The sequence below is a fragment of the Pseudomonas palleroniana genome, assembly GCF_003031675.1.
GTDB classification, from domain to species: Bacteria; Pseudomonadota; Gammaproteobacteria; order Pseudomonadales; family Pseudomonadaceae; genus Aquipseudomonas; species Aquipseudomonas palleroniana.
On record NZ_PYWX01000027.1, the window covers coordinates 24,331 to 35,566 of the forward strand.

Genomic DNA, 11,236 nt, shown 5'->3' on the forward strand with positions numbered 1-11,236 from the left:
ATGCAAATAAAGCGGGCACATTAGCTCAGAAGATGAGTGAGGAGGATCGACGCCGACGGCCTAGATATAAAACAAGAAAAATCCTACATAAAAAAAGGCATATGCCTACCAGCTACAGGGTAGTTGTGAAGTGAAACGGACAGAGTTTTGGGCGCGAAAGCGGTGACGGGAAGTGGCCGGGAATTTACGATGCGCTTAGAGTCGCTTTTCATCAGTCGAAATGTTTAATGTCCTACATTTATCGATTGGATGTTATTAGCTTTTCAAGTTCTTCTTTATTTAACGGCTTGGGTAAATATCCCCACAGTGGCAGGCTTCGCTGCGCAGCTTGTAGAGCGAGGTTGATCAATTCGGTGGCAGGTAACCCGCTGAGCAGAATCGCGGCACTGATAAAACGGCCGCGGCTGGCTATTTCTATCAATTCGAGGCCGGGTAAGTCAGGCAGGCATTGGTCACACAGCATCAGGTCGAAAGGTCGTTCGGACTGGGTCATTGTGCGGATGGCCTGTTCGGCGTTTTCTACGGGTGTGAGTTGATCGAAACCGAAGCTTCTGAGCAGGCATTGGGTGGCCAGGAGTTGAAAGGGATGATCTTCCACCACAAGAATACGAAGAGAGTGTCTGGGCATAGAGAGCACACAGTGGGTCAAGCGTCGGTGGGATGTAGGAATTGTTTGCGACGCCCGCGAGGAGCGTGCGTGATTATTCTTCGGGTGCCTGTACGAATTCGATCAGGCCGCTCTGTTCCCTTTGTAGGTTAATTCTGTTCAGGGAACAGGCTGCGGGATCCGAGGGTTATTGGGGGCTGGAGCGGCCGGTCATCTCTCGCGCCATTTCGGTAGCGTAGCTGTCAGTCATGCCGGCGATAAAGTCGATCATGCGCAGGAACGAGGCATGCAACGGCCAGGCGGGGTCCGGTGCGCTATTGCCCAGCAAGTCGAGAATGCGTCGGTTCTTGAACGATGGTGTGCGCCCGCCATGTTGTTCCAGGGCGGCACCGCAAAATGCATTCAACAGGATTTCCAGGGTGGTGTAGGCGCCGATTTCATGCAGGGTCTTGCGCTTGTCCTGGAAAATTTTCTTGCGCGCCATGTCTTTGGCATCCAGTACACAACGCTTGGCAGGCCCATGCATATGCTCCACCAGGTCGCCGGGCAGGGTGCCGGCCAGCAAGGCGTCCTGCTGTTCGACAAATGCCTGTGCCGCCGCGTTGGTCAGGTGCTCGATCGCCTTGCCGCGCAAGATGGCCAATTTGCGTCGGCGCGAGTCCAGCGGGCCCAACTGGCGGTACGTCTGCGGCAGGTCGTCGCCGACCAGGTTGAGCAGCAGCGATTCGACCTCCGCGTATTCCAGCAGCTCCATCTCCAGCCCGTCTTCCAGGTCGATCAGCGCGTAGCAGATGTCGTCCGCGGCTTCCATCAGGTAAACCAACGGATGACGCGCCCAGCGTTGTTCTTCCAGTTGGGGCAGCCCGAGTTTGTGGGCGATCTGCTCCAGAATCGGCAGTTCGCTCTGGTAACAGCCGAACTTGTGTTTCTTGTAGCCCAGGGAGTCGGCGTGACGCGCGGTCCAGGGATATTTCAGGTAGGTACCCAAGGTGGCGTATGTCAGCCGCGTGCCACCGTCGAACTGGTGGTACTCCAGTTGGGTCAGCACTCGAAAACCCTGGGCGTTGCCTTCGAAATTGAGGAAGTCATTACGTTCGGCAGGGCTCATGCCATCCAGCCAGCCACGGCCCGCAGCCTGCTGAAACCAATGGCGAATGGCATCTTCACCGGAATGCCCGAAGGGCGGGTTACCGATGTCATGGGCCAGGCAAGCCGATTGCACCACCATGCCCAGGTCGCTAGGGTCGCACCAGTCGGGCAGGGCGCTGCGCAGGGTCTCGCCGACGCGCATGCCGAGGGAGCGGCCAACGCAACTGACTTCCAGGGAGTGTGTCAGGCGCGTATGGATATGGTCGTTGCTCGACACCGGATGCACTTGGGTCTTGCGGCCCAGGCGCCGGAAAGCACCCGAGAAGATAATGCGGTCGTGATCTTTGTGAAATGGGCTACGGCCCAGTTCTTCCGGGCTGTGCAGGGGTTTTCCGAGGCGTTCGCGAGTCAGCAGGGTAGGCCAATCCAAGGCGGGTACTCTCCGTTGGTGAAGGATGCGCCCAGCTTCCCGGTTCGGCGTGGCCTGGGCAAGCGAAAATCTACCGGCAGATGCGCGGGCGAAAAAAGGCCCGGCCCTGTTCTGATAAGGGCCAGGCCGGTTCTGTCGAGGCAACAGGCAGCGTATGGGTTCAGCCTTTGCGCGCGCCTTGCATGGCCAGCTTGATCAGTGGGATCAAGCCGGCGCCCAAGCGCACCAGGCGCGTCACACTACTGATACTGCCGCCCTTGGCCCCTTTGCCGGTAAAGAAGCCCAGCAACGTCACTGCCGCAACGCCCCATAGCGGCGCATGCTTGATCCCCAGGCTGTCTTGCCAGTTATGGCGCATGTCGCGCATTTTGTGCAGGGGCGCCATGAGTTGTTGCGACTCGTGGCGGATCTCCTGGCGGTGCATTTCCATGCGCAGGCGAATCAACGCCTTGCGCATTTCCCGGCGTGAGGTGGATGGCGGGATTTCAGTCAGGCTCATGGCAGCAGGCGCTCCCGGTCATTGGCCAGCTCTTCCAGGGTCGCGTGGAAGGGCGTGGACTCGTCGAATATCGCCGCTTTCAAGCGCAACCCGCAGAATGCCGCGGCCAGGATGTAAAACCCGCAGAGGCTGATGATCCCGGTGATACGGTAGGTGTCCCATACCAGAATCATCACCAGTGCCGACAACCCCACCAATAACAGCAAGGCAAACACCAGCGAGAGCCCGGCAAACAGCAATAGGCTGACGGTGCGCGACTTCTGTTCCTGCAGTTCGATGCCAAACAGCTCGACGTGGCTGTGCAGCAAGCCCAGAACGGCCGCGCCCAGGCGTCGAGAGGTTGAGCTTGCGCCCTTGGACGACTCGGTTTCGCCGATAGACATGATTAGCGCCTTGTGGCCAGCAGGCCGATCAGAAAGCCCACGCCAGCGGCGATGCCGACCGACTGCCAAGGGTTGGCCTGTACGTAATCCTCGGTGGCGGCAACCGCTGCCTGGCCACGCTCACGCAGGGAGTCTTCGGTCAGTTGCAGGGTTTCGCGAGCCTTGAGCAGGCTCTCATGGATCTTGGTACGCAGCTCGTCGGCCTGGTCACCGGCCAGTACGGCGGTGTCGTCCAGCAACTTTTCGGTGTCACTGACCAGGGTTTGAAAATCCGCCATCAGTATTTCTTGAGCAGTCTTTGTAGTACGTCTGGCCATGGGTATCTCCGTGATTGGCTGATCGGTCTGTGTGGTTTCGAGTCACCGCGTTCGGTGAAGGTTCAGTGCAATTGTGTGGTACAGCTTTTGCTTTGCCTTGGTGCGCAGGCCCAACGGGCTGCGCTGAATCCGGGCGGTCGGGCCTAAAGCCTTGAAAAACCTTACCCTAAATAATTGAAACTCGCGGAAAAACCCTGTCGGTTACGGCCTGTTGTGTTGATCACTGCGCTAAAGCGGTTCACGCCTCCAATAGAGGGGTGGGACCGGTGGTGCCAATTTAGTGCGTGAAACCCTGGTCTGAACCGGTTTGGTGCTTTTTTGCCTTTGATGCAGGCCTGCCAACGTCCATGGAAAATGTGCAAAGCGCAGTAGACACCTTAGTCCACAGCTCCAACACCCTGTTTATCCTGATCGGTGCGGTCATGGTCCTGGCCATGCACGCCGGCTTCGCGTTCCTTGAAGTCGGGACGGTGCGCCAGAAAAACCAGGTCAATGCCCTGTCGAAGATCCTCAGCGACTTCGCCATCTCCACCCTGGCCTATTTCTTTATAGGCTATTGGATCTCCTACGGCGTGAGCTTCCTGCAACCGGCAGCGGTGATCAGCGCCGATCACGGCTACGGCCTGGTGAAGTTCTTCTTTCTGCTGACGTTTGCCGCAGCGATCCCGGCGATCATTTCCGGCGGTATTGCCGAGCGGGCGAAGTTCGCACCTCAGCTATGTGCCACCGCCTTGATCGTGGCGTTTATCTATCCGTTTTTCGAAGGCATGGTGTGGAACGGCAATTTCGGCGTGCAGGCCTGGCTGCTGGCAACCTTTGGGGCCAGCTTCCATGATTTCGCCGGGTCCGTGGTGGTACACGCCATGGGAGGGTGGTTGGCGCTGGCGGCAGTTTTGCTGCTGGGGCCACGTAATGGGCGATACAGGGAGGGAAGGCTGGTCGCCTTTGCGCCGTCGAGCATTCCGTTTCTGGCGTTGGGCTCGTGGATTCTGATTGTCGGCTGGTTCGGCTTCAACGTGATGAGTGCGCAAACCCTCAACGGCGTCAGCGGCCTTGTCGCCGTCAACTCGCTGATGGCAATGGTCGGTGGCACGGTCGCGGCCCTGATCATTGGGCGCAATGACCCAGGCTTCCTGCATAACGGCCCGCTGGCCGGGCTGGTGGCGGTGTGCGCGGGTTCCGACCTGATGCACCCGGTGGGCGCGCTGATCACCGGTGCGGTCGCCGGCGGGTTGTTTGTGTGGTTCTTCATTGCGGCCCAGGATCGCTGGAAGATCGACGACGTGCTGGGCGTGTGGCCGCTACATGGCCTGTGCGGCGTCTGGGGCGGTATCGCCTGCGGTATCTTCGGGCAGACGGCCCTCGGCGGCCTGGGCGGTGTCAGCCTGATCAGCCAACTGATCGGTACGGCCCTGGGTGTCGCGGTGGCGTTGGTCGGCGGCCTGTTGGTGTATGGCCTGATCAAGCGCGTGCATGGGCTGCGCCTGAGCCAGGAAGAGGAGTATTACGGCGCCGACCTGTCGATCCACAAAATCGGCGCGGTCAGTCAGGACTGATCGGCGGTTCTGCCTGCGGGTAGAAGCCGTGCAGCAGGCGATAACGGTTATGTCGCACTTCATCCACCCGTGCCTGCACCTGTTGGTCCGGCAGGCCCAACAGGATCAAGGCGTGGGAGGCGAGCATCAGGCTGGACTCCAGCAGTTCGGGCACCACTTCGCTGGCGCCCGCAGCTTTCAGTTCGGCCAGTTGGCTGTCATCGCGGGTACGCACCAGGATCGGCACTTCAGGGTTGATCCGCCGCGCTTCCTTGAGCACCACCAGTGCGACGTCCGTATCGTCCACCGCGATCACCACCAAGCGCGCCCGTTCCAGCCCGACCGCACTCAGCAACGCGCCACGGCGACAGTCACCGTAGTGCACGCTGCTGTCTTCAGTGGCGGCTTCCTGCACCCGTTCCGGGTCGTCATCCAGTGCGATAAACGCCTGCTGTTCGCGGCGCAGAAAACGACCGATGGATTGCCCGACCCGGCCATATCCGCAAATCACCGCATGGCCGCGTAACTGGGCGTTGAGCGCAGTGATTTGCTCCAATTGCACTTGCAGGTTGGGCTTGCGGTGCAGGCGCTGGGCGATCGACGGCGCGGCGCGCAGCAGCAGTGGGGTAAATAGCATCGAGCAGAACGTGGCGGCGAGGAGCAGGCCATTGAACTCATCGGGAATCAGCCGGCTTTGTTGCATCTGCGCCATCAGCGCAAAACAGAATTCGCCACCCTGGGCCAGGGCCAGGCCGCTGCGCCAGGCGGTTTCGGTGTCGCTGCCACGCCACTTGACCAGTCCCGCCACCACACAACCCTTGACCAGCATCAGGGTGAGGGCCAGGCCAAGGATCAGCAGGCTATGGCTGACGAACAGTTGCAGGTCGATGAGCATGCCTATACTGACGAAAAACAAGCCCAGCAAAATGTCGCGAAACGGGCGGATATCCGCTTCGATCTGATGCCGGTAATGGCTTTCACCCAGCAGCATGCCGGCCAGGAATGCACCGAGGGCCGGCGAGAGTCCGAGCAGGTGCGTCAGCCAGGCGGTCAACAGGACGATTACCAGCGCCAGCAACACAAACAACTCCGCCGAATGGGACGCAGCGACTTCATGGAACAAGCGCGGTAATAGCCAGCGACTGGCCCCTAGCAGGCCGATGAACAGCACCACGGTTTTGCCCAGTGTCAGTGGCAGTGCCCAGTACCACGCTTGGGTGCTGCTGCCGGCAAACACCGGCACCAGCGTCAGCAACAACACGGCGACCACATCCTGAAACAGCAGCACGCCAATCGCATTCTGGCCATGGCTGCTGAAGATTTCCCCAAGGCTGCCCAGCTCCTTGCTGACGATAGCGGTGGAAGACAGCGCCAGCCCAGCGCCCAATAGCAGCGCCACACCGGGCGACAGGCCCAAGCCCATCAACAAACCACCCAGCAGCACGCCGCACCCCAGCACCTGCAGGCTGCCCAGGCCAAACACCACCCGCCGCAGGGCGAGCATTTTGCTCAGGGAAAACTCCAGGCCCAGGGAGAACAAGAGGAATACCACGCCGAGTTCGGCGAGGTCCGGCAGTTCTTCGCTGTCATTCACCCAATCCAGCGCAGTGGGGCCTACGGCCAGGCCGACGCACAGATAGCCCAGCACGGGAGGCAATTGCAGGCGGCGAAATAGCGCAATCACCACCAGAGATGAGGCCAGAATGATCAACAGGTTGGCAAACACGGACAGCTTCCTTGCAGGTTGGGCGGGCAAAAAGCCGCGAGAATCGCTGAATCAGTTATACGCCATGCTGATCTGGGTCAGGTTTTTTGTGGTGGTGGGCTTCATGCAGTCACCGGGCTTAGAATAGGTGACTGTTTTCTGACCGGGTCCATTCATCATGCCTCCTGAATGCCAGTTGTTCGGCACCCTGGGTTGCCATCTTTGTGAAGTTGCCGAAGCCGAAATCATGCCGCTCGTCGAACGTGGCTTGCTGGTGGAACTGGTCGATATCACCGACCCCGACGACCTGACCGAAGCCTACGGCCTGCGGATTCCGGTGCTTCGCCGGGTAGACACCGGAGCTGAGCTGGATTGGCCGTTCGATACGGAACAGGTCGTGACGTTCTTGCTCTAGCTTTATGCGATGGCAGGTTTCCAAATATTAAGTTACTGTATGTTTGTACAGCGATTGAATAGAGGGAACGCCCGTGGTGAATGTTGAACAATTGAAAAGCAGCGTCAATCGCATGTCCGCCGACGTCGTGCGTGATGCGGTGAACGAGCTGCGCCTCGACGGCCTGGTCACGGAAGGCAAGACGCCGTTTAACAAAGTGCATTTCAACACCTGCTTTGCCGAGATCGAGGCGTTGTTCCAGCGCGCCGGTTATCACAAGCAGCTGGATGTGGTGGGTTACCAGGGGTTGTTGTACGCGCTGTACGATCCCGGCCGTTGGGATGCGGTCGATGTGCTGCGCTGGCTCAAGGAGTTCACCGAGGCCGCGAGTGCCTCGCCCATCCTGCGAACCCAATTGGCCAAAGCTTGAGATCGACCCTAGGCTCAATCCCGCTCCTTGCGGGATAATACCGCTGTGTTTTTCCAGGTTTCGAGCCTCTTCATGTCCACTTCCGGTTTTTCCGCGTCTCAGCATCAAGCCAGCACTCTGTATCTGCCTCCGGGGTCTTGGGCGACGGTGCTCGATTGCCTGTGCGAACACTTCCCGGCCATCAGTCGCGAGCATTGGCTGGACCGTATTGCGCGGGGGCGAGTGCTGGATCTCAATGGCCAGCCGATCAGCCAGGGCCTGGCTTACAAGGAGGGCCTGTGCATCTACTACTTCCGGGAAGTGCCCAATGAGAAGGTCATTGCGGTGCAGGAAACCATCCTGTATGCCGACGAGCACCTGGTGGTGGCTGACAAACCGCATTTCCTGCCGGTGACGCCGGCCGGTGAGTACGTCGAACAGACCTTGCTGCGGCGCCTGATCCGCCGCCTGGACAACCCCTCGCTGGTGCCCCTGCATCGTATCGACCGCCACACGGCGGGGCTGGTGTTGTTCTCGGCCAACCCACAAAGCCGTTCGGCCTATCAACAACTGTTTCCCACGCGGCGTATCGACAAATTCTACGAAGCCATCGCGCCGGCATTGCCCAACCTGACTTTCCCTCTGGTGCATAAAAGCCGCCTGGTAGATGGCGAACCGTTCTTTCGCATGCAGGAGGGGCCCGGTGCCAGCAACACTGAAACGGCGGTTGAGGTCCGGGAACAGCACGGCGATTTGTGGCGATATGGCCTGTTTCCCGTGACCGGCAAGAAGCACCAGTTGCGCGTGCACATGACCGCGCTCGGTGCGAGTATCTGCAACGATCCGTTCTACCCGGATGTGATCAAGGACGCCGTGGATGACTTCGCCAACCCGCTCAAGTTGTTGGCCCAGGGCGTGCGTTTTATTGACCCGATCACCGGCCTGGAGCGCAGTTTCCGCAGCCGGATCACCCTCGACTGGTGACCCCCGGAAACGACAAGGCCCGCACGAGGCGGGCCTTGGGCGGCAAGCGTTAAGACTTACAGGTCTTTAACGGTGCGAACCTGATCTTTATTGATACGGGTTTCCTTGCCATCAAGCTGTTTGAACTCGTAGAAGCCCGATGCCTTGTCGTAAGTCGGGGTGTCGACGGCCTGGATTTCGCGACCGTCATTCAGGGTGATCACTGTTGGCGAGGCGCAACCGGCGAGGGTAGCCAGGCCCAGTGCAAGCATGAGAGCGGCGATGGTCCGTTGAGTCATGAGTTTGTCTCCGAGAAAATACTTTTGAATGACTGAGCTTGTGACGCGCAGGGCGTCGTCAAAGTTCCTTGTTCGCCCATCATTCTGACACGCCAGTCCCAGGGTGCAACAGTTCGGGTGTATTAAGGTTGGCCAGGCGCGGGTCATTGTCCGGGCATTCCAGTGCGACGCCACCCAGTTGCAGCAGGATCTTGCGCGGGCTGCGTTCGCCTGCGGCCCAGGCACATTCCACTGGGTTTTTAAGGGCGGTGGGGATGATGCACAGCAAGGGTTCCCAGAACTCACCTTGTCGGACCATGACCGGCACTGAGGGATGGCTGCGCGATGTCTCCCACAGGTCGGCGAGCAATCGTGCATCAATGTTCGGCACATCACACGGCAGGACCAGCAGGTGCTGATGACGTGCGGCAAGCAAGCCGGCACGGATGCCGGCCAGCGGGCCGGGGAAGTCCTGGCTGTCGTCGCTCACCAGTTGGTCGGCATAGGGGGCGTAGAGGTCATGGTTGCGGTTGCACGAGATGATCAGGTCATCTGTCAGCGGCCTGCTCAGCTCCTGCAAGTGCGCGATCAACGGCCGGCCGCGCCATTGCAGCAAGCCTTTATCCTGGCCGCCCATGCGTTGGCCGCGGCCACCGGCCAGCAGCAGAATCGAACAGGGCAGGGGTGAGTCATCGAGGGACATGGCGGTTTCGCTGCGGCAGGTCAATAAGGCCCTGTGATATAACATCGGGCTGTTCCTTCGACAACCGGACCGAGCCATGAAAGCCAAGGCTGATGCGCCCTTCGTACCCCTGAACATCGCTGTATTGACCGTCAGTGACACCCGCACCCTCGACACCGACACCTCGGGCCAGGTCTTCGTCGATCGCCTGACCGCCGCCGGCCACCACCTGGCCGAGCGTGTGTTGCTAAAGGATGACCTCTATAAAATCCGCGCCCAAGTGGCCCACTGGATTGCTGAAGACGTCGTGCAGGTGGTGCTGATTACCGGCGGCACCGGTTTCACCGGCCGTGACAGCACGCCCGAAGCGGTGAGCTGCCTGCTGGACAAGCAAGTCGACGGTTTCGGCGAGCTGTTCCGCCAGATATCCGTGGCGGATATCGGCACCTCCACCGTGCAGTCCCGCGCCCTGGCCGGCCTGGCCAACGGCACGCTGGTGTGCTGCCTGCCGGGCTCCACCAACGCCGTGCGCACGGGCTGGGACGGTATCCTCGCCGAGCAGTTGGATAACCGTCACCGCCCGTGCAATTTCGTGCCTCATTTGAAGCAGGCCGAGCCCTGTGAATCCCGTGGATAAGCCCGGCAAGACCGGCGCCCTGATGCCGGTGGAAGAAGCGCTGCAGCGCCTGCTGGACATGGCCGAAGCCACGCCGATCCGCGAGCAGGACGTGTTGCCCCTGGCTGACCTCGATGGGCGCGTGCTGGCGCAAGACCTGATCTCCACCCTCGACCTGCCGCCATGGCCCAACAGTGCCATGGACGGTTATGTCCTGCGGCTGTCGGACTGGAGGGGTGAGCCGCTGCCGGTCAGCCAGCGCATCTTCGCCGGCCAGGCGCCGCAGCCATTGGCCGCCGGGACGTGCGCACGAATCTTTACCGGCGCGCCGGTGCCCGAAGGCGCTGATTGTGTAGAAATGCAGGAAAATGCCGTGCTTCACGCCGACGAGCGTGTGAGCTTCAGCGAGCCGTTGCAGGCGGGCCAGAACATTCGCCCACGCGGCCAGGAAACCACGGTAGGTGAGCGGGTGTTGACCGCCGGCACGCGCCTGGGCCCGATCGAACTGGGCCTGGCCGCCTCCCTTGGCCGTGACCGCCTGAGCGTGGTGCGCCGGGTGCGGGTGGCGGTGTTGTCCACCGGCGATGAGTTGATCGAGCCTGGCCTGCCGCTGGGGCCGGGCCAGATCTACAACAGCAATCGCCGCGTACTGTGCAGTTGGCTTGCGCGTATGGGGTGCGAAGTGATCGATGGCGGAATACTGCCGGATGATCTGGAACAGACCCGTGCGCGTCTGGCAGGGCTAGGCAATGTTGATCTGATCCTGTCCACTGGCGGTGTGTCGGTGGGCGAAGCGGACTTCCTTGGCATCGCCTTGCGCGAAGAGGGCGAACTGGCCCTGTGGAAGTTGGCGATCAAGCCGGGCAAACCGCTGACGTTCGGTCACTTTCGCGGTGTGCCGGTGATTGGTTTGCCGGGTAACCCGGCTTCGACCCTGGTGACATTCGCCTTGCTGGCGCGCCCGTATCTATTGCGCCGCCAGGGCGTACACGAAGTGACGCCGCTGCGTTTCGAAGTGCCGGTGGGGTTCGTGTGGCCCAAACCGGGTAACCGCCGCGAATACCTGCGCGGGCGCATCGAACAGGGCAAGGCGATCATCTATCGCAACCAGAGCTCCGGCGTGCTGCGCAGCGCGGCGTGGGCGGAGGGGTTTGTGGAGGTATTGGAGGGCACGACGCTGGCGGTGGGTGATCGAGTCAATTTCATCCCGTTGAGTGAAGTCCTGAACTGACCTAGAGCCATCTTGTAGTGAGCGGGCTTGCCCCGGTACAAACCGGGGACATCGTTTACATTTCTAACCGGGGACATGGTTTACAGGCTATCACGCAT

The 11,236-nt window shown here is 60.5% G+C and carries 14 protein-coding genes; 6 read left to right on the forward strand and 8 right to left on the reverse strand.

Annotated elements, in window-relative coordinates:
- Positions 1–238 precede the first annotated feature (238 nt).
- From C9383_RS08280 to C9383_RS08300, 5 genes are all read right to left on the reverse strand, one after another.
- The gene (locus C9383_RS08280) at positions 239–628 is read right to left on the reverse strand and encodes a response regulator (RefSeq protein ID WP_060753280.1); all 390 of its coding nucleotides are present in this window, start codon (positions 626–628) and stop codon (positions 239–241) included.
- A gap of 166 nt (positions 629–794) precedes the next feature.
- Positions 795–2,126: a deoxyguanosinetriphosphate triphosphohydrolase gene (locus C9383_RS08285; RefSeq protein WP_060753281.1), complete on the reverse strand. Its 1,332-nt coding sequence runs from the start codon at positions 2,124–2,126 to the stop codon at positions 795–797.
- 160 nt (positions 2,127–2,286) lie between these two features.
- Entirely contained in the window at positions 2,287–2,625 is a 339-nt protein-coding gene (locus C9383_RS08290; RefSeq protein ID WP_060753282.1) for a hypothetical protein, read from the reverse strand.
- A complete protein-coding gene (locus C9383_RS08295) occupies positions 2,622–3,008 on the reverse strand; it encodes a phage holin family protein (protein WP_060753283.1) in 387 nt (128 codons plus the stop codon). The genes C9383_RS08290 and C9383_RS08295 overlap by 4 nt, the downstream gene beginning before the upstream one ends.
- A gap of 2 nt (positions 3,009–3,010) precedes the next feature.
- Complete coding sequence (locus tag C9383_RS08300; RefSeq protein ID WP_060753284.1) at positions 3,011–3,325, reverse strand: ElaB/YgaM/YqjD family protein; 315 nt, start codon at positions 3,323–3,325, stop codon at positions 3,011–3,013.
- 347 nt (positions 3,326–3,672) lie between these two features.
- On the opposite strand from C9383_RS08300, the gene C9383_RS08310 reads away from it, so the two are divergent.
- A complete protein-coding gene (locus C9383_RS08310; RefSeq protein ID WP_090366003.1) occupies positions 3,673–4,881 on the forward strand; it encodes an ammonium transporter in 1,209 nt (402 codons plus the stop codon).
- On the opposite strand, the gene C9383_RS08315 is transcribed toward C9383_RS08310, so the two are convergent.
- Positions 4,868–6,586, reverse strand: coding sequence for a cation:proton antiporter (locus C9383_RS08315; protein WP_090366002.1), 1,719 nt, complete (start codon positions 6,584–6,586; stop codon positions 4,868–4,870). The two genes, C9383_RS08310 and C9383_RS08315, sit on opposite strands and share 14 nt — an antisense overlap.
- A gap of 157 nt (positions 6,587–6,743) precedes the next feature.
- Between C9383_RS08315 and C9383_RS08320 the strand changes: the two genes are divergently transcribed.
- The 3 genes from C9383_RS08320 to C9383_RS08330 all read left to right on the forward strand — a co-directional run bounded on the left by C9383_RS08320 (position 6,744) and on the right by C9383_RS08330 (position 8,352).
- Positions 6,744–6,980, forward strand: coding sequence for a glutaredoxin family protein (locus C9383_RS08320; RefSeq protein WP_060753287.1), 237 nt, complete (start codon positions 6,744–6,746; stop codon positions 6,978–6,980).
- 73 nt (positions 6,981–7,053) lie between these two features.
- Complete coding sequence (locus tag C9383_RS08325) at positions 7,054–7,389, forward strand: transcriptional regulator (protein ID WP_090366000.1); 336 nt, start codon at positions 7,054–7,056, stop codon at positions 7,387–7,389.
- A 72-nt stretch (positions 7,390–7,461) separates the two neighbouring features.
- The gene (locus C9383_RS08330; RefSeq protein WP_090365998.1) at positions 7,462–8,352 is read left to right on the forward strand and encodes a pseudouridine synthase; all 891 of its coding nucleotides are present in this window, start codon (positions 7,462–7,464) and stop codon (positions 8,350–8,352) included.
- 56 nt (positions 8,353–8,408) lie between these two features.
- Here C9383_RS08330 and C9383_RS08335 read toward each other — a convergent pair whose 3' ends face one another.
- Positions 8,409–8,630: a YgdI/YgdR family lipoprotein gene (locus tag C9383_RS08335; RefSeq protein ID WP_060753290.1), complete on the reverse strand. Its 222-nt coding sequence runs from the start codon at positions 8,628–8,630 to the stop codon at positions 8,409–8,411.
- 79 nt (positions 8,631–8,709) lie between these two features.
- On the reverse strand, positions 8,710–9,312 hold the full coding sequence (mobA, locus tag C9383_RS08340; protein ID WP_090372215.1) for a molybdenum cofactor guanylyltransferase MobA: 603 nt from the start codon (positions 9,310–9,312) through the stop codon (positions 8,710–8,712).
- Positions 9,313–9,388: 76 nt separating this feature from the next.
- On the opposite strand from mobA, the gene moaB reads away from it, so the two are divergent.
- Both moaB and C9383_RS08350 read left to right on the forward strand, forming a co-directional pair.
- Positions 9,389–9,928: a molybdenum cofactor biosynthesis protein B gene (gene moaB, locus C9383_RS08345; RefSeq protein ID WP_010211803.1), complete on the forward strand. Its 540-nt coding sequence runs from the start codon at positions 9,389–9,391 to the stop codon at positions 9,926–9,928.
- A complete protein-coding gene (locus C9383_RS08350) occupies positions 9,912–11,138 on the forward strand; it encodes a molybdopterin molybdotransferase MoeA (protein ID WP_090365997.1) in 1,227 nt (408 codons plus the stop codon). Before moaB ends, C9383_RS08350 begins: the two co-directional genes overlap by 17 nt.
- The last annotated feature ends 98 nt before the right edge of the window (positions 11,139–11,236 follow it).

Bases quoted from the DNA above. Each gene is read 5' to 3' on its own strand.
- C9383_RS08280 (WP_060753280.1), bottom strand. From the start codon at position 628: ATGCCCAGACACTCTCTTCGTATTCTTGTGGTGGAAGATCATCCCTTT.
- C9383_RS08290 (WP_060753282.1), bottom strand. From the start codon at position 2,625: ATGAGCCTGACTGAAATCCCGCCATCCACCTCACGCCGGGAAATGCGC.
- C9383_RS08295 (WP_060753283.1), bottom strand. From the start codon at position 3,008: ATGTCTATCGGCGAAACCGAGTCGTCCAAGGGCGCAAGCTCAACCTCT.
- C9383_RS08300 (WP_060753284.1), bottom strand. From the start codon at position 3,325: ATGGCCAGACGTACTACAAAGACTGCTCAAGAAATACTGATGGCGGAT.
- C9383_RS08310 (WP_090366003.1), top strand. From the start codon at position 3,673: ATGGAAAATGTGCAAAGCGCAGTAGACACCTTAGTCCACAGCTCCAAC.
- C9383_RS08320 (WP_060753287.1), top strand. From the start codon at position 6,744: ATGCCTCCTGAATGCCAGTTGTTCGGCACCCTGGGTTGCCATCTTTGT.
- C9383_RS08330 (WP_090365998.1), top strand. From the start codon at position 7,462: ATGTCCACTTCCGGTTTTTCCGCGTCTCAGCATCAAGCCAGCACTCTG.
- C9383_RS08335 (WP_060753290.1), bottom strand. From the start codon at position 8,630: ATGACTCAACGGACCATCGCCGCTCTCATGCTTGCACTGGGCCTGGCT.
- mobA (WP_090372215.1), bottom strand. From the start codon at position 9,312: ATGTCCCTCGATGACTCACCCCTGCCCTGTTCGATTCTGCTGCTGGCC.
- moaB (WP_010211803.1), top strand. From the start codon at position 9,389: ATGAAAGCCAAGGCTGATGCGCCCTTCGTACCCCTGAACATCGCTGTA.